Raw genomic sequence first — 20,039 nt, forward strand, 5'->3', positions numbered from 1 at the left:
CATGCCGGCCACCATTGCCGCACGCTGGTGGTCGGCGACGACGACCCGCACATCGTCAAGAGGCTGGACGCAGCATGATGCAGCGTCGGCCGTCACTTGTCCTTCTATTCAGCCAATTTCCACCCGCTGGAAGACGCTTCGTTTTTGACGTCTGGACTTCGTGCTGCGCTATCACAGTCAAAACAGCACGCCTATAACGTAACTGAAGCACGTCGTTTTCACTCACGGCAGAGGCAACATCGCTTTATCTTGAATAATAGCTTGTCGACATAACTGCCGTGGAACCAAATAGGGGTCCTAAATTGAAACTGACCATTACTTCTCACCAGACCGAATTCGAAGCGCAGAATACGAATACGCAAACTTCGCCGCCCCGTGCGCCGTCACCGTCTAAGAGCGCATCCTCTGCACCGACCAGCCCATTATCTAACACTGACGAGTTCGAGGCGATACGAAATAAGCTTAAAGACAATCCCAGCGCCGCCAAGGCACTTTCTCGTTTCGCCGCTCGAGCCAAAGGGCATTTCGTGCGGGAGAAGATCGTCAAGGTACAAAGCCACGGTACGGGAGTCATCCAGATTACGATCAAAGGTGGCTCTGTCGGCGCGAGTCCTCCAGACACGCCGCTTAAAAGGATCCGAGATAGGCTTCCGAGCGATAAAGATGGGAATATCGCGACTTACAATATGGTTGTTGTAAAAGGTGGAGCGGAGTCTGGTAAAGTGATCGGGACAAAGGAAGGGGAGGAGCCGGAGTTCCCCTCAGACCTTGCAGCGGCAGCGCCGGAAGGGTCCGCCTTTATTAACGGCGGGTACTTCGTGCACAAAACCAGACTTAAGATTGTTCAAGGAAACGATGAAAAGTCAGCAAAAGAAAATGACGTTGGCAGGCCGGTGGGCCCAACCGCAACTCGAGGCGACCATGTCGACGTCGCTCCGCCTTGGCGGAATGACTACGGTCAACTACAAGCGGACGGTAAAGTCGGCGTCACGAGCGGTCCAGTGCTCGCATTGAATGGACAGAAGACGAAGTTGGACAGCAACGATGACCGATTCCAATATCGCAACGCCGAGGAGGAAAACCCATTAAACAAATTTGCCGGCGCGCTGACTCATGCTAGCGAGCGCAATGAGCGGGCCGCGGTGAGTGTGCGCCCCGGAGTGTCTGGCGAACCAGATGACTTAGTCATGCATACTTTGACAACAACAGGCGGCAAACGAGGCCTGGGTGTGGAAATGGTTTCATGGCAAGATATCACGGCAACTGGTGCTGATCCAGCAGGGAAATATAAAAACGCTGCCAATGGGATTGGCGTTTCCACGCTCAACTTAGATGGTGGTGGTTCTGTATATCTTGGTATCCGCGATAAGGATAAGGTGAGAGAACTTGCCAGAAGCGGACAAGCCGACATCCGGCCTGTCGCCAATATCATTTCTGCCCAGCCCGCGGAAAAGACACCGAAGGAGTGAACCGTGCGCTGCCGATGGCGTGCAATTTGCTCCTTGACTCGTGCAATCGAGGTTCATTCTGGATCTGCCGCGCGCCTTTGTGCTCAGCACGCAGTCGGAGGATCGTTGCTCGATCTGCCTCGATAACCTTCTGGCTTGGAATTCGGTCGGTGTAGACGGCGGCTTTGGGATGGCAGGCCTGCTTTGCCGGCTTCCTGATAGCGGCGTAGCCATTTGCGAAGTGTCGGTCGAAAGATGCCGCACCGCGCACACGAGGCCGGCGTTGCCGGCCTCGTAATACATGTGCACCCAACGTAATCGCGCGGCATGACGACAACGACGAACCCTTGCCAGCGCGCCGATGGCACGTCGGTATCTGTTCCGGCGTTGAATCAACGAAGCATACTGGGTTCAGTTTCAATAAATATTATTGGCTCACTTCTGAGCCAATCTACATTGGCCCGGAATCGCGCCCGCGCCGGCTCGGAGAACTGGCTGGCCTCCATAAAGCGCGTAATCTCCTCCACCGCCATTTCCCATCTGAAATTGCTGAACTCAGATAACACCCAAGCGGCCCGAAGTTGGCGAAGCAAATCCCATAAAGCGGCTTCGCCCGCATCATTCAGTAGGTTCAAACCTTGCCGCCAGGCCCGCTTCATTTGTACATCGTCCAAAAACAAGTGGCATTTGAGTAGTCCAAACGCTGCCGAAACACGCTGTGACATAGGCACGCGCGCTAAATGACCCTCAAGCAACGTCAGCTCCTGCGCACGTTGTTCATACGACAGCTCTTCAAGCCCTTCGGGCAAATACTGCAAAGCAACCCCCCACTGCTCATCAGGCAGCGACAGCGCCCAATCACGCATCCGCGTGTATTGGGCAAACTGCTGCGCTTGCGGCAAAATCCGTACGCAACTCGCTAATATGCCGACCGATGCGCCTTGATGAGAGGGCGGCAGTTGTAACGCGTGTCCGCGTAAGAGCGCATAGCGTTCAAGGACGCGTGGGTCTGTTTTATTAAAGTAAAGAAGCAAATTGGATAATACCGGGATGAGCTTCGCTTGTTCGGATATTCTTAACGACGCAAGCCGATCTAAAAGCGCCTGATAACGCTGCTCGACAAAAGGCGAATGGAACGAAAGAAACCGCAAACTGTCAGCCAGCTCCGCCCAAATATTGTCTTGCCCGGGCGCGCGTCGTTCCGCCATCGCATAAGCGAAGTCGAATAGCTCATCACGCCGGCTCGGAGGAAAAATAAAAAAAGCGCGTAATAGCGCTTTTTGTATTCGCACGCCGTCCTGCGGGATACGCTCTGCGGCCGCAAACACGCGCTTGAATGCCTCGACTCGCTCGGCTTTTGGCAACGCTCGCAGACGCTGACTTAGCGCATCAATGGGTTCGACATACTGCGCTGGATTGCTCAACGCGCCCCCCATTTCATTCAGCAGCTGGTTGACTGACGCCAAGCTGACGGCCTGGTTTGCCCGCTGCCAATAGCGGTGGACGAGGCGCCGGGTCTGCATCGTATGATACGTGCGGCGATCGACTGTGGCGAACGGCATCACGTCTTGAATGGGTACATAGTCACCGATCCGGGCAATCAGTTCGGACGGCAGGTCATCATACGTCGTCGGTCGGGTGGGCAAGGGGCGAGTCAACGCGTCGTTGGAAGACAGTCGTGGCGGCGCTGACGCGGCAGGCTGTTGGCCCGCCTGCCCTGCGCACACGTAGCTGGAGTGAGGGTTTAAAGCGGCATTCAAATCGAAGTCCATTGGCAAACTCAGTAATCGATGAAAAGATAACTTTGCGGCCAACGCGCACGTGCTTAACCGCAGTCCCCAAATGCAAATTCATTTTCGCACCCATCGCGCGTTCGATGAGCGCCTTGTTGAACGTTAACATCCGATCCCACGCCTGAAGCACGGATAGGCGGTGCGGCCGAGAGTAGCGATTGCGTCCCCCTATTGCTGCAGCGTCCGAATACGGTCAATCGCCTGTTCGATGCGCTCGACGGCGATCACCTGCAAGCCGTCGATTGGCTGCTTCGGCGCATTGGCCTTCGGAATCAATGCAATCGAGAAGCCGAGCTTGGCGGCCTCCTTCAGGCGCTCCTGGCCCCGCGGGCATGGCCGGATCTCACCGGCCAACCCGACTTCGCCGAACACGATCAGCCCCTTAGGCAACGGCTTGTTGCGCATCGACGAATGAATCGCGAGCAGCACGGCCAGGTCCGCGGCTGGCTCGGCGATCTTCACACCGCCGACCGCGTTCAGGAAAACGTCCTGATCGAAGCATGCGATGCCTGCGTGCCGGTGCAGCACCGCGAGCAGCATCGCAAGCCGGTTTTGTTCCAGGCCGACGGTCAGCCGGCGCGGGTTCGGCACGTGCGCCGTATCGACCAGCGCCTGCACCTCCACCAGCAGCGGCCGCGACCCTTCTTGCGTGACTAGCACGCACGAACCAGGAACCGTATGCTCGTGCTGCGACAAGAACAACGCCGACGGATTAGCCACGCCGCGCAGCCCGCGCTCGGTCATCGCGAACACGCCGAGTTCGTTGACCGCGCCGAAGCGGTTCTTGAACGCCCGCACCAGCCGGAACGATGAATGAGTGTCGCCTTCGAAATACAGCACCGTATCGACGATGTGCTCGAGCACCCTGGGCCCAGCAAGCGCGCCCTCCTTCGTCACGTGGCCAACCATGATAATCGTCACGCCGGATTGCTTGGCAATCCGCGTCAGTTGCGCCGCGCACTCACGCACTTGTGCCACGGAGCCAGGCGCTGAACTCAGCGCATCCGAGTAAATGGTCTGGATCGAATCGACGACGGCAATATTCGGCTTGACAGCATCAATCGTGGCTTGCAGCTTCTCGAGTTGGATCTCTGCCAGCAGTTGCAAGTCGCCGACCCGGCTGGCGGGCGCATCGAGCAAGCCGAGCCGCTGTGCGCGCAACGCGATCTGCGCGCCGGATTCCTCGCCGCTGATATACAGCGCACGCCGCTTGTGCGCGATCTCGGCGAGCGCCTGCAGCAGCAACGTCGACTTGCCGATACCGGGATCGCCGCCGATCAGCACGACGCCACCTGCGACCAGACCGCCACCGAGCACACGATCGAACTCACCGATGCCAGTCGAGTAGCGCGGCACGTCCGACGCTTCGATTTCGGCGAGCTTGCGCACCGGCTGGCTCTTGGCAAGTGCCTGGTAACGATGGTTCGGCGCGGCGATCGACTCAGCCGACTCGACCAAGGTGTTCCAGCTGTGGCACGATGGGCACTGGCCCTGCCACTTCGGCGACTGCGCACCGCAGTCATTGCAGACGAAAACGGTCTTTGTTTTTGCCACGCGTCCTGCTCCGCGTTATTCTGCACGCACCGACACGCGCTGCGTGATCGCGCACATCAATTCGTAGCCGACCGTGCCGCACGCTGCCGCGACATCGTCGATTGGCACGTCGCCCCCCCACAACTCTACTGGGCTGCCGATCGCCGCGCTCGGACACGAGGATAGATCCACGGTCAACATATCCATCGACACTCGACCGACAACCCGCGTGCGAACCCCGCCCACCTGGACCGGCGTGCCCTCGGGCGCGCAACGGGGATAGCCGTCCGCGTAACCGCACGCCACAACGCCAATACGCATGCGCTCGCGCGCCTTGAAAGTCGAGCCGTAGCCGATGCTGTCCCCTGGCTCGACCGTCTGCACCGCGATCAGTTCCGAGCTGAGCGTCATCGCCGGCTGCAGGCCGAGGCCCTCGATCGCGGCCGAGACGCCGGACGGCGACGCGCCATACAGCATGATGCCGGGGCGCACCCAGTCGAAATGCGCATGCGGATGCCATAGCGTCGCAGCCGAGTTCGACAGGCTGCGCGCACCTACAATGCCTTCGGCGCCATGTTCGAACACTTCTAATTGGTGTCGGATGCCGCTTTCGCCCTCGGCATCCGAAAAATGGGTCATCAGCGTGATCTGGCCAATGCTAGGACACGCGCGCGCGCGTTCCCATGCGGCGCGATACTTGCCGGCTGCATAGCCAAGCCGGTTCATGCCGCTGTTCATTTTCAACTGGATGTTGACCGGCTTGGACAGACGCGCCATTTCCAGCATCCGCAATTGTTCGTCGCAATGCACGGTGGTCGTCAGGCTGTAGCGGTCAATCACATCAATGTCGGTCGGACGAAAAACCCCCTCTAACAGCAAAATGGGCCCGGCCCAGCCCAATTCGCGCAACTTGACTGCTTCTTCGAGGTCAAGCAATCCGAAGCCGTCAGTCGAACGCAGGCCGGGGAATGCGCGCGCCAAGCCATGTCCGTAGGCATTGGCCTTGACAACGGCCCAGAGCTTGGACTTCGGGGCACGGCGGCGGGCAACGGCGAGATTATTAGCAAGCGCTGCGGTGTGAATCGTGGCAAGGAGCGGGCGAGGCATAGATTGGATAGTTTAATGTCGCTGCAAATCAACGATTTAAGTGCACGATCGCCGGCGCGATCTGCGTCGCTGAAGCGAGCGCTAACTCTGAACGTTCGTATTTTCGTGTTATAAAGCCGTGCACACAACCCATTTCGAGCAGTTCATGCTACGGGTTAGCCCGACAGCGGCTGCCGACAGAGGAATCAAGCTCAGCATCAGATGAAGAAAGGTTTTTACACCATTATGGCGGCGCAGTTCTTTTCTTCGCTCGCCGACAGTGCGCTTCTGATCGCTGCGATAGCCCTTCTGAAAGACCTTCACGCGCCGAATTGGATGACGCCGCTGCTGAAGCTGTTTTTCGTGCTGTCTTATGTTGTACTTGCCGCCTTTGTGGGCGCATTTGCAGACTCGCAGCCGAAAGGCCGCGTCATGTTCGTCACCAATACGATCAAGATGGTAGGCTGCGTGACGATGTTGACTGATGCCCATCCGCTACTGGCCTATGGTATCGTCGGATTCGGCGCGGCCGCGTACTCGCCGGCTAAGTACGGCATCTTGACCGAATTACTGCCGCCAGAGCGCCTAGTAGTGGCCAACGGCTGGATCGAGGGAACGACCGTCGCGTCGATCATCCTGGGCACCGTGATGGGTGGCGCGCTGATCAGTCCGCACATCGCACAACCGCTGCTGCGGCACTTGTCGTTCGCCCACACCGCGGCAGAATCGGCGATTGTGGTGATCATGTCCGTGTACGCACTGGCTGCGGTGTTCAATCTGTGGATACCGGACACCGGCGCACGCTACCCACAGCAGCAACACCGGCCGATCCGGCTGATCCGTGACTTTGCCGAGTGCTTTGGCGCACTGTGGCGCGACAAGCTCGGCCAGATCTCGCTGGCGGTCACCACCTTGTTCTGGGGCGCCGGCGCTACGTTGCAGTTCATCGTGCTTAAATGGGCCGAGGTATCGCTCGGCATGACGCTGTCCGAAGGTGCCGTGCTGCAGGCCGTGGTCGCGGTCGGTGTGGCAGGCGGCGCAATGCTCGCGGCCACGTGCGTGCCGCTCAAGCGCTCGCTGACGGTACTGCCCGTCGGTATCGTGATGGGTCTGCTGGTCATGACGATGTCATTCTATACCCCGGAGCTCTTTCCATCCGACTGGGCATGGCACATTGGCCACATCCGGGTACCCGCCTACCTGATATGCGCGTATGCTTTCCTCATGGTGGTCGGCGGCATGTCGGGCTTTTTCGTCGTTCCGATGAATGCGCTACTGCAGCACCGCGGACATGTGCTCCTGTCCGCCGGCCATTCAATCGCGGTACAGAACTTCAACGAGAATCTGTCGGTGCTCGTGATGCTGTGCTTGTACGCCGTGCTCATCTGGTTCAACGTGCCGATCCAGCTGGTGATCGTGCTATTCGGCACCCTTGTGTGCCTGACCATGTGGTGCGTGATGCGCCGGCACGCAGCGAATCAGCGCGCGTTCGATTCAGTCGCGTTGATCGGCGAGCAGGGGCATTGACGCGTGCGGCGATGGCCGCAGCGCGGCATGGATGACTATTTGAGTGGCTTTTCGCGCACTTTTTCCATGGAGCCTATGATTCCGAATGTGCTGACAATTGCCGGGTCCGATCCAAGCGGCGGCGCCGGCATCCAGGCTGATCTCAAGACCTTTTCCGCGCTAGGCGCATACGGCGCCGCGGCGATTACCGCGTTGACCGCGCAAAACACGCGGGGCGTCACCGCGGTGCATCCGGTACCTGCCGACGTCGTGACTGCGCAACTGGACGCAGTATTCAGCGATCTGCGCGTTGACGCAGTCAAGATCGGCATGCTGGCGAACGCGGCGATCGTTCGCGCGGTGGCTGCCGTACTAGAGCGGTACCAGCCCGCGCACGTGGTACTTGATACCGTGATCTTGTCGTCCAGCGGCCACTCGTTGCTCGAGCCCGATGCACTTGATGCGCTGCGCGAGCGATTGCTGCCACTGGCCAGCATCATCACGCCGAACTTGCATGAAGCGGCGGCGCTGCTTGACCAACCCGTCGCCGCCGACGAAGCGCAGATGGCACGCCAAGGCGATGCGCTACACGCGCTAGGCGCCCACGCAGTGCTGATCAAGGGAGGGCACTTGCCAGGCGACTTCAGTCCAGACTGGCTGATCGAAGCAAGCCGCCATACCCGGCTGGCCGGCGCTCGCGTGAATGTGACCAGCACGCACGGCACCGGCTGCACATTGTCCGCCGCGATTGCCGCGCTGCGCCCGCAACGACTGGACTTGGCCAACGCCGTCAGCGATGCAAAGACCTATCTGACCCAGGCATTGATCCACAGCACGCGGCTTTCAGTCGGGCAAGGCACCGGGCCACTGCACCACTGTCACGCATGGTGGTAGCTGTTCTCAAGCGGCAGCAGACGTGGCGACCTGCGCGAGGCAGACTCCACGCCGCGAGCGGGGTCGGCGCGCCGGGGACGCCATACGAAGACGACATAGAAGGACATCGTACAGGGACGTCGCGCAGAGACAGCCGCGAGGTCACGGAACCGTCGTATACGCGGCCGCACGTTTGGGCCAGTCATCCGGCACGATGAACCCGCGCGCCAACTCACACCACTCGCCGGCCGGGTTGCCGACGTCCTGGTTGACGCGCACGTCGGCTAACGCCGCCACCATCAATGGCTGATTCGGCCGGTCGCGCCAATAGTCGATGCAGTGCACCAGCACAGCGGTCGAATCACGATACACGCGCGGGTCGTCGGCGGACAGCCGCAGCGGCGCCATCCAGCGCAAACGTGGCACGATCGTCCAGGCAGGCGCGTCGAATACGGGCCACTGCGCGGCACATGTCCACCAACCCCATAAGTGATCCGGCGCGACAGATTCCGGCGCGGCATCGCTGCGCGGCGCGCAGTTCACGCTGACGTTGTCCGAATCGCCAACGCCGCTCGAATCCCAGCGACGGAACAGCCAGCCGCACACGACCATGGCCGCCTGCCAACGACCATCGGCGGCCAACGCCGCGATTTGTGGATGCTGGCTCAGCGTCAGCTGGTGGGTCAGCAACCGGGTCAGCTTACGGTCAAAGCGGTCGGCCAAATTCGGCCCCACATAGCGCGCCAGTGAACCGGGCGGACCACCCACGTCGAGATAGCACTTGACCGTCAGTTCCCAATGCCACGCCCTTGCGTCGTCATCTACGAACAGAAAGTCGCACTCCCCCAGTGTGTGGCCATCGACCCGCACGGGCCGGTTTGCAGCGATCAACCGCGTTGCGGGGCCATATTGTAAGAAGAAGCCGAGCAACTGCTCCGCATATAAGCCGAGACGCGACTGCGGCCGGGCATCCAGAGCCGCATGCAACGCACGCGGATCGGCGTCGAGCCGTGCCAGCCATGCGAGCGCTTGCTGCCGCTGCCGCGGCTGCGCCAGCACGTGTGCCAATCGCGGGCCGAAATACCGCGCGTCAAGCAACGAGGGCGACAATAGCAGCCACGCCAGATCACGCACCGCAACGTCGCGATACGCATGGAGCAGATCAACGCAGAGCCTGCTGGCATGTGCAGGCATCCGGAGATCCACGCACCCGCGCGCGGCAGCCGCGAATGCAGCCAGGCCATCCGACTGACGCACGCTGCCGCCCTCGTCGGCAGCCACGCCGGCGTCGCGATCCTGGCGGCTCAATGCGCGACGGTGCGCTTGCGATGAATCGCACGAGCCAGACATAGGTCACTCCAGGCCTTGTGCTTGTCGTGCAGGCTGCGTAACAGGTACGCCGGATGATACGTGACGATCACCGGCACGCCTTCATACTCGTGCACACGCCCCCGCAACGAAGCAATGCTCGCGTCGGTCTTCAGCAAGCTCTGCGCGGCGAACCGTCCGAGCGCGACAATCACGCTCGGCTTGACCAGCGCCACTTGCCGTTTCAAGTAGGGCTCGCAGCGCACCACTTCGTCCGGCTCCGGATTGCGATTGCCCGGCGGCCGGCATTTCAGCACATTCGCGATATAGACGTTGTCGCCGCGCCGCAGCTGCAATGCACGCAACATGTTGTCCAGCAGCTTGCCGGCCTGGCCAACGAACGGCTCGCCTTGCTTGTCCTCGTTCTCGCCTGGTGCTTCGCCGACCAGCATCCAGTCGGCCATCTCGTCGCCGACGCCGAACACCGTGTTCGTGCGTCGTTCGCACAGCCGGCACAGCGTACAGCCCGCGACGCGCGCCTTCAACGCTGCCCAATCCAACATCGGCACCGGTTGCGCGTCTGCCGCGGCCCCGGACGCTGATGCGGCAGTCGTCTTGACTCCCTCAGCCGCCTCGACTCCTTCTAATGCCTTGCCGACTCCACCCGCTGGTCCAGTTGCACTGTCCTCTGCCCTAGTCGCTTCAACTCGCGACTGCGCGGCCTCAACCGACGTGTGGCTTGCTTGAGAGGGCGCATGCGCTGCACTCTCTTGCGCGTCGCAAGCCTGCACAGTCACATCCGTCGCTTGGAGCGGCTGCGACGGCAGCGCGATGCCGGCCTCGCGCATAACGTCCCGAGCCGGGGACAGCGCATCGCCCTCAGCGTCACCAGGACGATGAACATGCCCCGCGCCGCGGCGGACCCACAACGGCGCAATGCCAAGCTCTTCCAGAATCGCGTCAAGCTGCGCCATCGGCCTGCTCCCGTTCCGCTTCCAGCGGGGTGCCCGCGCGCCGCGCGCCGGGCATCACCTCAGCGTGCAAGCCGTAACGCATCACGATTGCGTCCTCGCGCGCGTGGTGCCGCGCGGGATAATAACTCTTGCGCCGGCCGATCACGATGAAGCCAAAGCGCTCGTACAGCCGCATGGCACGCTGATTGGACGGACGCACCTCGAGCAGCACGCTGCCGAGCTGGCGCGCACGCGTGATGCGCACCGCTTCGCGCAACAACGTCAAGCCAGCGCCGTGGCCTTGCGCGGTGGGCGCCACGCACAGATTCAATAAGTGCATCTCGTCCACGACCGGCATCAGCACGCAATAGCCGACCAACACGCCAGTGACGTGCCTCAGGCAAACACCGAAGTAGCCATTGCGCAGTGAGTCCTCGAAGTTGCCTCGCGTCCAGGGAAACTCGTACGCGTCGCGCTCGACCGCCGCGACCTCATCGAGATCGCTGTCGGTCATCGGCGTCAGATAGCGCTGGGTCATCAACACGCCGCTCATCGGGCCTCCTTCGCCGAATCTTTGAGCACACGGGCCGCCGCGCGCTCGTCAGTGGTCTGCGCGACTTTGTCGCGCACGTACTCGGGCGTGGCCAGGTGCGCTGGCAACGCGCGGCCCGCCATCAACGCACGCCAGCCGGCTAGCGCCAGCGCGTGGGCGTGCGGCATCGCGCAAGGGTCGATCACGCGCGCCCGCGTCGCGGCACACAGCGCGTCGCCGAACACAGACGATGCATTGCCGGCTAGCGTAAACGGCTCGTCCGGAGCCGGCACGCGATCGGGCGCGGCGAGCGCGGCAGGATGGCATACCCGCCAGTCGGCGAGCGTGTCGTCCCACGCAAAGTCCGCCCAATAGACCTCGCCCATCCGGGCGTCGAGCGCGACAAGCACGCGTCCTGCATCTGGATCCGATGCGCGCGCGCGTTCCGCGCAGACAAGCAACGTGCCAACCGGCACCACCGGCACACCCAGCCCGAATGCCAGACCCTGCGCCACGCCAGCCGCCGTGCGCAGGCCGGTGAACGAGCCGGGCCCCGCGCCGAACGCCACCGCGGCGCAATCAGTCAGTGTGAGTGTCGCTTCCTCCAGCACTTCCCGTACCGCGGGCAGCACGCGTGCGCTGGAAACCGGGCCAGTGTGCTCATGGCGGCTGATCACGCGCGGCGAACCGGCGGCAGGCGGCAGATGGAACACCGCGACCGAGCAGAATTCGGTCGACGTATCGAGAGCAAGCAAGGCATGAGGCGTCATAACCGCTATTGTAATGCCGGCCCGCGTCAACTCTATTATTTGGAGGACTTGCTCCAGCACAGGGCGGCACGTTCCGACTACACTCGGCCGTTCAGGATGGATGGACAGGGCCAAGGAGGGTCACGATGAGTGAGATCGATGCGCGGTTCGCGCAGGCGCAGAACGAAGTTAGACAATTGCCGGAGCGCCCCAGCAATCTAACGTTGCTGCGCTTATATGCGCTGTTCAAGCAAGCCACGGAAGGTGACGTGTACGGCGACAAGCCCGGCTTAGCCGATATCGTCGGCAAGTATAAGTACGACGCCTGGGCCGCGCTGAAAGGCACGTCGCAGGACACCGCCAAGCACCAATACGTCGAGTTGGTCGAATCGTTGAAGAACGGCACCGCGTCGTGATACTGCGCGCCCGCGCCCGCGCCGGCGGGCACAGCGCGATCTTGCTCGCAGCAGGTAGCGCAGCGCAGCAAATTCGGATAGAATCGAGGCTTCGCGCGCCGGTGAACTACTATATTGTTTGGCTGGGTCGCGCGTTTTTGCAGCGTTTTGCTCCAATCCCCGTTTAGAAACTGTCCCCTCCCACCTTTGCCCGCTTTTGGGTGCGGTTGTAGACCAAGCAAGGTTCGCGTTTCCGCGTTGGGCGGTTCGCACCGTTACAGGTTCTAACATCGGCTCGCATTTCACGAGCCATGCCCGTTTTTCGATCTGGTGAACGGCTATCGTTCATCGCATCCGACGATCGTGGCTGCCGATTGGCGCCTCTCGCATTTTTCCGGACCGGTTCGCGCCGTGCAGGCGCGAAACTCATAGGATCGTCATGACCTCGAATTCCTCCTCGTCACTCGGCACGCTGGCGCGTGAACTTTTCGGCAACGATGCCCCCTCGTCGCACGGCGACGCGCCGGTGGTGCCCACGCCAGCTGCTGAAGCCGCCCCTGCCACAGCGATGCACGCAGCCGCCGCCACGCCGGCATCCGATGCAATGGCTCCGTCAATGGCCGCGCAGCCCGACGCCGCAGCAAGCGCGGCCATCGGCGCTGCACAGGCCACCGACACGGCGAACAACGATACTCCCCGCGGCGACGGCTTTATAGCGCTCGGTCTGTCGCCGGAGATCGTCTCCGCGCTGACCGCCGCCGGCTATCACGCGCCAACGCCGGTCCAGCAGCGCGCAATACCGGCTGCACTTGCCGGCCACGATCTGCTGGTCTCGAGCCCGACCGGCTCGGGCAAGACCGCGGCATTCATGCTGCCCGCGATCGAGCGCTTTGCACAGATGCAAAAAGCCGGCACGCTTAGCCCGCGCGCGAGCCAGCCCGCGCATCAGGCGCAGCGTGGTGATCGGGGCGAGCGCCGTCATCGCCGCGAGCAACCTGTCGCCAAACCGGCGCTGCTGGTGCTTACACCGACACGCGAACTCGCGATGCAGGTGACCACTGCGGCGGCCACCTATGGCAAGCACCTGCGGCGACTGCGCACGGTCAGCATTCTGGGCGGGGTCGCCTATGGCCAGCAATTGATGCTGCTGGCGAAGAACCCCGAAATCCTGGTTGCCACCCCCGGCCGGCTGATCGATCATCTCGAGCGCGGCCGTATCGACCTGTCCCAGTTACAGATGCTGGTGCTCGACGAAGCCGACCGGATGCTCGACATGGGGTTCATCGAAGATATCGAGACCATCATCGACCGCACCCCGGCCACACGGCAAACGCTACTGTTCTCGGCAACGCTCGACGGCAAGGTAGGATCGCTGGCGCAACGCTTTCTCAGCGACGCCGAACGGATCGAAATCCGTCGTGAGCCGGAGTCGCGCGCGAACATTGCGCAGTCCATCCACTACGTCGACGACCGCGCCCATAAGGATCGGCTGCTGACGCATCTGCTGGCTGACGGCGCGCTTGATCAGGCGATTGTGTTCACCGCGACAAAGAACGACGCGGACGTGATCGCTGCCAGGCTGGCCGAAGACGGCTTCGCCTCCGCCGCGTTGCATGGCGATCTGCCGCAAGGCGCGCGCAACCGGACAATCCGCGCATTGCGTGAACGCCGCGTGCGCGTATTGGTCGCGACAGATGTCGCCGCGCGTGGCATCGACATACCCGGCATCACGCACGTGTTCAATTACGATTTGCCCAAATTCGCAGAAGACTACGTGCACCGGATCGGCCGGACCGGACGTGCGGGGCGCAGCGGCATCGCTGTCAGCCTTGTGCACCATGCTGAAGTCGGCGCCCTGAAGCGGATCGAGCGATTCGTGCGCACGCCGCTGCCTGTCAACGTGATCGCCGGATTCGAGCCCAAGCGAGCACCGTCCACGCGTGCACCGGCACGTCGGGGCGCGCCGCCGCGCGGCCACGGGCGGGGCGCCGGCGGCAGCTATCAAGGGCGAGGAACAAGCAATGGTTACGGCAACGCTCGGCACGGTGCCGGTGGTGGTAGCCGCGAAGGCGGCGGCCGCGAGGCCGGCTATCGCGGCGGGTTCAGTGACACCCGCGCCGGTAATGACCGTGGCCGAGGCGGTTTTGCGGATTCGCGCGGGCCGGCGCGTCGTCGGGATGACGATCGCCGTACGTCACGCTACGACGACTGACCGTTCTGACGCGAGCGGGCCGGCGACGGCCCGACGTTCCGAGAGATGGCGCCCTGCGGCGCCATTTTTTTGCGCCGTATTTATTGCACCGTACGGCTGGCATTCGAATCCAAAATTTCATTATATGAAATCATCTTTTGTGTCATAAAAATGTGTGGTGCATGGCACAAAAATTCTGTTGCAAGATAGAAAATTTCATTTCATATAATGAAATTATATTTTTAAATATTTGATTTTTAAAATTTAAATATATTCCGCCAAACGCTTTTCGCCTCTGTTCCGCTCGACTTGGTTTGCCTAATCTCTTATATAAGACTTCACACGCAGCGCTAATCTCGGCGATGCAAAACCGAAGTCATCCAGGCTACCCCATACGTCATTCGAGCAAGGAGAACGCTATGTCTCGCCAACAGGAAGCCCAAAAACTACAGGCCCAGTGGGAAACCAATCCACGCTGGAAGGGAATCAAGCGCGGCTACACCGCAGAAGACGTGATTCGCTTGCGTGGCTCGGTACCGGTCGAGCACACGCTTGCTCAGCGCGGCGCCGAGAAGCTGTGGACACTGATCAACGAAGAGCCGTTCGTCAACGCGCTTGGCGCATTGACTGGCAACCAGGCGATGCAACAGGTCAAGGCCGGGTTGAAGGCAATCTATTTGTCCGGCTGGCAAGTCGCGGGCGATGCCAACGTCGCTGGCGAAATGTATCCGGACCAATCGCTGTACCCGGCCAACTCGGTGCCGCTGGTCGTCAAGCGCATCAACAACACGCTAACCCGCGCTGATCAGATCCAATGGTCTGAAGGCAAGAATCCGGGTGACGAAGGCTACATCGACTTCTTCGCGCCGATTGTTGCGGACGCCGAAGCCGGCTTTGGTGGTGTGCTGAACGCATACGAGTTGATGAAAGCGATGATCGAAGCGGGTGCGGCCGGTGTGCACTTTGAAGATCAGCTCGCCGCCGTGAAGAAGTGCGGCCACATGGGCGGCAAAGTGCTGGTATCGACCCGCGAAGCGGTGGCCAAGCTCATCTCGGCGCGACTCGCGGCCGATGTCAGCGGTACGCCAACGGTATTGGTGGCCCGCACCGACGCGGAAGCCGCCGACCTGATCACCTCCGATATCGACGACAACGACAAGCCATTCCTCACTGGTGAGCGCACGGTCGAAGGCTTCTTCCGGACCCGTCCGGGCCTGGAGCAAGCGATCTCGCGCGGCCTGGCGTACGCGCCGTATGCCGACCTAATCTGGTGCGAGACCGGCAAGCCGGACCTGGAATACGCAAAGAAGTTTGCCGAAGCAATCCACAAGGCATTCCCGGGCAAACTGCTATCGTACAACTGTTCGCCGTCGTTCAACTGGAAAAAGAACCTGGACGATGCAACGATCGCAAAGTTCCAAAAGGAACTCGGCGCGATGGGCTACAAGTTTCAGTTCATCACGCTGGCCGGCTTCCACAGCTTGAACTACTCGATGTTCAATCTCGCGTACGGCTACGCGCGCAACCAGATGAGCGCCTTCGTTGAATTGCAGCAGGCCGAATTCGCCGCAGCCGAAAAGGGTTTTACCGCGGTCAAACACCAACGTGAAGTCGGCACCGGCTACTTCGACGCGGTCACGCAGACGGTCGAGCGCGAAGCGTCGACGACCGCACTGCATGGCTCCACCGAAAACGAACAGTTCTTCGACAGCAAGAAGGTCGCGTAAACCGCGTCAGCTGATCGCCCCGACAAAAAGGGCGTCTGCATGCGACGTGTCGCCGATGCAGTGGTGCATGCGCGGCGGAATCAAGAAGGAAAGGAAGGTCCGCCCCCGATGCCGGTACCGGATCCGGCATGCAGGACATGATTGCGTTCATCGAACGCGCGTCTCACCTATCTTATTCGCATCACTGAATAAGCTTGACCGACCAAGGAGAAATCATGGCACACTCGCCTCTCTCGCTACCCGAAGGCGTGCAGATTCATGCTCTGCTCAAGCCCGGCTTCGAAGCAATCCTCACGCATGACGCACTCGCGCTAGTTGCTCAGCTTCACCGCCAATTCGAAGCGCGCCGCCAAACCCTGCTGGCTGCGCGCGTGGCGCGTGCAAAGCGGTTGGATGCCGGCGAACGGCCCGACTTTCTGCCTCAGACTCAAGCCATTCGAGATGGTAGCTGGACTATCGCGCCGCTGCCTGCCGACCTGCAATGCCGTCGTGTCGAGATCACCGGGCCGGTCGAGCGCAAAATGATCATCAACGCGCTAAACTCCGGTGCGGACTCGTACATGACCGACTTCGAGGATTCGAACGCGCCGAACTGGGACAACCAGATCCAAGGCCAGATCAACCTGAAGGACGCGGTGCGGCACACAATCTCATTAGAGCAGAACGGCAAGTCATACCGGCTCAACGACAAGATCGCGACGCTGCTGGTACGCCCCCGTGGCTGGCACCTTGACGAGAAGCATGTGACGATCGATGGCCAACGCGTGTCCGGCGCGCTGTTCGACTTCGCGTTGTTCCTCTTCCACAACGCCAAGGAGCAACTGTCGCGCGGCACTGGTCCGTATTTCTACCTGCCGAAGATGGAAAGCCACCTGGAAGCGCGGCTGTGGAATGATGTGTTCGTCGCCGCGCAACAAGCACTCGGCATCCCACGCGGCACGATCCGCGCGACCGTGCTGGTCGAGACCATCCTCGCCGCGTTCGAGATGGACGAGATCCTGTACGAGCTGCGTGAACATAGTGCCGGGCTGAACGCAGGGCGCTGGGACTATATCTTTTCAGCGATCAAGAAATTTAAGACCGACAACGACTTCTGCCTCGCCGATCGTGCCCAGGTGACGATGACTGCGCCGTTCATGCGGGCGTATGCGTTACTGCTGGTCAAGACCTGTCACCGGCGCAATGCGCCGGCGATCGGCGGCATGAGCGCGCTGATCCCGATCAAGAACGATCCGGCTGCCAACGACAAGGCGCTGGCCGGCGTGCGCTCAGACAAGGCGCGTGATGCAGGCGATGGCTACGATGGCGGCTGGGTCGCCCACCCCGGCCTGGTGCCGATCGCAATGGAAGCGTTCGTCAAGGTGCTCGGCGACAACGCCAACCAGATCAGCAAGCAACGCGACGACGTGCAAGTCACCGCCAAGGATCTGCTCGACTTCCGTCCGCAAGCGCCGATCACCGAAGCCGGCTTGCGCAACAACATCAACGTGGGCATCCATTACCTTGGCTCATGGCTGGCGGGCAACGGCTGCGTGCCGATCCACAATCTGATGGAAGACGCGGCGACCGCCGAGATCTCGCGTTCTCAAGTGTGGCAGTGGATCCGCTCGCCGAAGGGCAAGCTCGATGACGGCCGCAAGGTGTCCGCGGAACTCGTGCACGCGCTGAGCGTCGAGGAACTTGCCAAGGTCAAGGCCGTTGTCAGTGGTGACACTGCGCCGTATGATCGGGCCGCGCAGATTTTCGAGCAGATGTCGACGTCGGGCACGTTCACCGACTTCCTGACGCTGCCGCTGTATGAATCGATCTGACGATCGGGTTGCTGCGCGATCCGTGATGCCGAACCAATCGTAACCGGTTCGACGCGGTTCTGGACAGCGATCCCGATTACGCTGGTCAACCGGATCTTTCCGGAGGTCGCGACGCGCGTAGTGCCGCAGGCGTGATCACGTCGGCCTTGCCGTCATGCGGCGCATCGCGGCGCGATGGTGGCCGTGACCGGCCAGCGTAGCCCGCCAGCCTGCAAGCTCGGCACAATTAGCCCACTGAACCGTCCAACTGCGCGCGCGTAGACAATTGCAGCACATGAACACGACTCGCACTCATGATGCCAACATCCTATGATGCGCTTTGCTGCGTGCCGTCGCTTATCAATTCTCATCGCGGTGTCAAGCGACGCGGTGGCCGCGTCGCATTCATGCAACATTTCGAGCCAACGGCGCCGATTCAGTGCCGCACGGCGGGTAAGAATTTTTGTAAGCGCGCAGAAATGGACGGCTAGCACTCCGCGATCTGCCCGAGCAGACTTATCCGCGCTCGGAGCAAGCGGTTGCTGGCACGTCAATTCGTATGAGATGCACTTTTTCACTTCGCACTGGCACCGTTCTCGGTAACGCCTAAACTGCTGCACTCGCTTGCAGCATTTAATTAATATTTATGATTTGCCGTTTGCTATAGTGGGCAACGTTGCCTGAGCAGACGTTAGTGTACCATTCATCGTTTGGGTCGTCACATGCGTGTCCGGATCTGTCGCGAAGCTGGTAATTACCGCCGCCTGCTTGGTTGCCGTCGATGATGAGCCAAAAAAGAATTCTTTTGCACCCAGTACCATCGCGATCAGCACCCCCTCAATATTGCCGAGCACGCCAAAAGCGACCGGATTAACAGGTATGCGAGAGAACAGTAACCAAAAATGCGCACCAATCACTAAAAATAGGCCAACTGTATACAGATAGGCCAAGTTACGCGGAGTGTGATCGTGTTCAGTTAAAGCCATTTGCCGAGCATTGACGCGATCGGCCGCATTCGTCTTCGCGGTTTCCACATTAGCCGTAATGCGCGTCTTTTCCACATCCGCGGCAATGCGCTGCAAGTCGACCTGGCTTTCAACGATCGACTCCTGAAACCGGTAGGCAAGGTCTGGGTTTGCCTGGATCGCAGCCAGTGCCTGTTCCGGGGTGTTCGTGCCCGTGACAGTTTGGGCGATATTGACTACTTTTTCGGCCACTTGCTCGGCTTGACTGCCGCCAATCCAATGCGCGATCTGTGGCGCGAATTGTGCGAGTGCAAGAACAATCGGTAACATGGTCAACCTCCAGCCACTCTTAAGTTAGTCGCGATGCGCCGCGCCCAGCCGCGGCCAAAGCTTGGCCAAGTTTGCAGTGCGGCCAAGTAAGTCAAGCGCGCGGCAATAAAACGCATAATGAAAAGCTCAGGATCGACTGCCTGCACCGCAGCGATTGTCTTGGGCCCGAGTTTGCCGTCGGCGAATGCGCCACTGGCCTGCTGCATCCAGATAACAACGTGACCACCGTTGTAGTTGGCATCAAAAATTTGAAACGCGACCCGTGCGTCATAGCGGTCACAGTGCAATGGATCCCAGTACAGGGCCTTGGCGATCTGTTTCGCTGTCTCACGCGGTAACTCCCGCATCGGTCCGGTGTAGCCCCATGCGCGCGCGACGCGCTGGGTCACGCCCCACATCGTCTCGCCCCCCGGATCATGAGGGTTATTGGAATAACCGCCTTCGTTGCCGATAAGCTTATCGAATGCGTCGTCGAAAACGCTCATACCTTTCTACCAAAAAAAGGAACACTTTCGCTTCGCACGCAAAGCGATTCGTGCACCAGCTGGATTAAAGCACCGCATCGCGCCGACACACGTCAGCATGATCTCATTAAACAATGAGCAGAAAAATGAATATGCTTGATCAGTTATCACGCGGCGTTACCGCCGTGCTCGTAAAACTGACAGTAGGGAAAAGAGGCTGAGTGTGTACTGCGCACCTGAGGAAAGTGTCGTTGAGTCAAGCCAGTATTCTCTTTCATTATCATGCCCCAAACATCGCTTGCATGGATCGAAGACCACAGTACTGCACTTGCCTCAGCGAACCATCATGCCTCATTTCGCTGCATGCCCCTCGTTCGGACGAAATGAAATTTCTCA

General features: G+C 60.6%; 16 protein-coding genes and 1 pseudogene. 7 read left to right on the forward strand and 10 right to left on the reverse strand.

The window, feature by feature from the left end:
- Nucleotides 1-302: 302 nt before the first annotated feature.
- Nucleotides 303-1,469, forward strand: a complete 1,167-nt coding sequence (locus B0B13_RS03380; protein WP_139337291.1) for a hypothetical protein — start codon at nucleotides 303-305, stop codon at nucleotides 1,467-1,469.
- 31 nt (nucleotides 1,470-1,500) lie between these two features.
- On the opposite strand, the pseudogene B0B13_RS03385 reads toward B0B13_RS03380, so the two are convergent.
- The 4 genes and pseudogenes from B0B13_RS03385 to alr all read right to left on the reverse strand — a co-directional run.
- A pseudogene (locus B0B13_RS03385) lies at nucleotides 1,501-1,751 on the reverse strand (IS481 family transposase); the annotation flags it as partial.
- Nucleotides 1,752-1,840: 89 nt separating this feature from the next.
- Entirely contained in the window at nucleotides 1,841-3,220 is a 1,380-nt protein-coding gene (locus B0B13_RS03390) for a hypothetical protein (RefSeq protein WP_076794340.1), read from the reverse strand.
- A gap of 189 nt (nucleotides 3,221-3,409) precedes the next feature.
- Entirely contained in the window at nucleotides 3,410-4,795 is a 1,386-nt protein-coding gene (gene radA / locus B0B13_RS03395; RefSeq protein WP_076794341.1) for a DNA repair protein RadA, read from the reverse strand.
- 15 nt (nucleotides 4,796-4,810) lie between these two features.
- A complete protein-coding gene (gene alr / locus B0B13_RS03400) occupies nucleotides 4,811-5,881 on the reverse strand; it encodes an alanine racemase (RefSeq protein ID WP_076794342.1) in 1,071 nt (356 codons plus the stop codon).
- A 201-nt stretch (nucleotides 5,882-6,082) separates the two neighbouring features.
- On the opposite strand from alr, the gene lplT reads away from it, so the two are divergent.
- Both lplT and thiD read left to right on the forward strand, forming a co-directional pair.
- Nucleotides 6,083-7,387 (forward strand): lysophospholipid transporter LplT, encoded by a 1,305-nt coding sequence (gene lplT, locus B0B13_RS03405; protein WP_076794343.1) that lies wholly within the window; start codon nucleotides 6,083-6,085, stop codon nucleotides 7,385-7,387.
- Nucleotides 7,388-7,453: 66 nt separating this feature from the next.
- Nucleotides 7,454-8,260: a bifunctional hydroxymethylpyrimidine kinase/phosphomethylpyrimidine kinase gene (gene thiD, locus B0B13_RS03410; protein WP_076794597.1), complete on the forward strand. Its 807-nt coding sequence runs from the start codon at nucleotides 7,454-7,456 to the stop codon at nucleotides 8,258-8,260.
- Nucleotides 8,261-8,401: 141 nt separating this feature from the next.
- On the opposite strand, the gene B0B13_RS03415 is transcribed toward thiD, so the two are convergent.
- From B0B13_RS03415 to tsaB, 4 genes are read right to left on the reverse strand one after another with little or no spacing between them, the layout of a single operon-like run.
- Nucleotides 8,402-9,589: a DUF1853 family protein gene (locus B0B13_RS03415; RefSeq protein ID WP_237574087.1), complete on the reverse strand. Its 1,188-nt coding sequence runs from the start codon at nucleotides 9,587-9,589 to the stop codon at nucleotides 8,402-8,404.
- A complete protein-coding gene (locus tag B0B13_RS03420; protein ID WP_076794344.1) occupies nucleotides 9,544-10,521 on the reverse strand; it encodes a uracil-DNA glycosylase in 978 nt (325 codons plus the stop codon). The genes B0B13_RS03415 and B0B13_RS03420 overlap by 46 nt, the downstream gene beginning before the upstream one ends.
- Nucleotides 10,508-11,053 (reverse strand): ribosomal protein S18-alanine N-acetyltransferase, encoded by a 546-nt coding sequence (gene rimI, locus B0B13_RS03425; protein WP_076788183.1) that lies wholly within the window; start codon nucleotides 11,051-11,053, stop codon nucleotides 10,508-10,510. Before rimI ends, B0B13_RS03420 begins: the two co-directional genes overlap by 14 nt.
- Nucleotides 11,050-11,802 (reverse strand): tRNA (adenosine(37)-N6)-threonylcarbamoyltransferase complex dimerization subunit type 1 TsaB, encoded by a 753-nt coding sequence (gene tsaB / locus B0B13_RS03430; protein ID WP_076794345.1) that lies wholly within the window; start codon nucleotides 11,800-11,802, stop codon nucleotides 11,050-11,052. Before tsaB ends, rimI begins: the two co-directional genes overlap by 4 nt.
- Nucleotides 11,803-11,927: 125 nt before the next feature.
- Between tsaB and B0B13_RS03435 the strand changes: the two genes are divergently transcribed.
- From B0B13_RS03435 to aceB, 4 genes are all read left to right on the forward strand, one after another.
- Entirely contained in the window at nucleotides 11,928-12,197 is a 270-nt protein-coding gene (locus tag B0B13_RS03435) for an acyl-CoA-binding protein (RefSeq protein WP_076788187.1), read from the forward strand.
- Nucleotides 12,198-12,780: 583 nt separating this feature from the next.
- Nucleotides 12,781-14,388: a DEAD/DEAH box helicase gene (locus B0B13_RS03440; RefSeq protein ID WP_083703631.1), complete on the forward strand. Its 1,608-nt coding sequence runs from the start codon at nucleotides 12,781-12,783 to the stop codon at nucleotides 14,386-14,388.
- Nucleotides 14,389-14,786: 398 nt separating this feature from the next.
- Nucleotides 14,787-16,094, forward strand: coding sequence for an isocitrate lyase (gene aceA / locus B0B13_RS03445; protein WP_076794346.1), 1,308 nt, complete (start codon nucleotides 14,787-14,789; stop codon nucleotides 16,092-16,094).
- 215 nt (nucleotides 16,095-16,309) lie between these two features.
- The gene (aceB, locus tag B0B13_RS03450) at nucleotides 16,310-17,905 is read left to right on the forward strand and encodes a malate synthase A (RefSeq protein ID WP_076794347.1); all 1,596 of its coding nucleotides are present in this window, start codon (nucleotides 16,310-16,312) and stop codon (nucleotides 17,903-17,905) included.
- Nucleotides 17,906-18,528: 623 nt separating this feature from the next.
- Here aceB and B0B13_RS03455 read toward each other — a convergent pair.
- Nucleotides 18,529-19,179, reverse strand: a complete 651-nt coding sequence (locus B0B13_RS03455; protein WP_076794348.1) for a hypothetical protein — start codon at nucleotides 19,177-19,179, stop codon at nucleotides 18,529-18,531.
- A gap of 2 nt (nucleotides 19,180-19,181) precedes the next feature.
- The gene (locus B0B13_RS03460; RefSeq protein ID WP_076794349.1) at nucleotides 19,182-19,664 is read right to left on the reverse strand and encodes a glycoside hydrolase family 108 protein; all 483 of its coding nucleotides are present in this window, start codon (nucleotides 19,662-19,664) and stop codon (nucleotides 19,182-19,184) included.
- Between the last annotated feature and the right edge of the window lie 375 nt (nucleotides 19,665-20,039).

Origin of the sequence: Burkholderia sp. b14 (assembly GCF_900156195.1) — a bacterium.
Lineage (GTDB): Bacteria > Pseudomonadota > Gammaproteobacteria > Burkholderiales > Burkholderiaceae > Mycetohabitans.

Excerpts from the sequence above, each read along its gene's own strand:
- B0B13_RS03390 (WP_076794340.1), bottom strand. The coding sequence starts at position 3,220 with ATGGACTTCGATTTGAATGCCGCTTTAAACCCTCACTCCAGCTACGTG.
- alr (WP_076794342.1), bottom strand. The coding sequence starts at position 5,881 with ATGCCTCGCCCGCTCCTTGCCACGATTCACACCGCAGCGCTTGCTAAT.
- lplT (WP_076794343.1), top strand. The coding sequence starts at position 6,083 with ATGAAGAAAGGTTTTTACACCATTATGGCGGCGCAGTTCTTTTCTTCG.
- thiD (WP_076794597.1), top strand. The coding sequence starts at position 7,454 with ATGGAGCCTATGATTCCGAATGTGCTGACAATTGCCGGGTCCGATCCA.
- B0B13_RS03415 (WP_237574087.1), bottom strand. The coding sequence starts at position 9,589 with ATGTCTGGCTCGTGCGATTCATCGCAAGCGCACCGTCGCGCATTGAGC.
- B0B13_RS03420 (WP_076794344.1), bottom strand. The coding sequence starts at position 10,521 with ATGGCGCAGCTTGACGCGATTCTGGAAGAGCTTGGCATTGCGCCGTTG.
- rimI (WP_076788183.1), bottom strand. The coding sequence starts at position 11,053 with ATGAGCGGCGTGTTGATGACCCAGCGCTATCTGACGCCGATGACCGAC.
- tsaB (WP_076794345.1), bottom strand. The coding sequence starts at position 11,802 with ATGACGCCTCATGCCTTGCTTGCTCTCGATACGTCGACCGAATTCTGC.
- B0B13_RS03435 (WP_076788187.1), top strand. The coding sequence starts at position 11,928 with ATGAGTGAGATCGATGCGCGGTTCGCGCAGGCGCAGAACGAAGTTAGA.
- B0B13_RS03440 (WP_083703631.1), top strand. The coding sequence starts at position 12,781 with ATGGCTCCGTCAATGGCCGCGCAGCCCGACGCCGCAGCAAGCGCGGCC.
- aceA (WP_076794346.1), top strand. The coding sequence starts at position 14,787 with ATGTCTCGCCAACAGGAAGCCCAAAAACTACAGGCCCAGTGGGAAACC.
- aceB (WP_076794347.1), top strand. The coding sequence starts at position 16,310 with ATGGCACACTCGCCTCTCTCGCTACCCGAAGGCGTGCAGATTCATGCT.
- B0B13_RS03455 (WP_076794348.1), bottom strand. The coding sequence starts at position 19,179 with ATGTTACCGATTGTTCTTGCACTCGCACAATTCGCGCCACAGATCGCG.
- B0B13_RS03460 (WP_076794349.1), bottom strand. The coding sequence starts at position 19,664 with ATGAGCGTTTTCGACGACGCATTCGATAAGCTTATCGGCAACGAAGGC.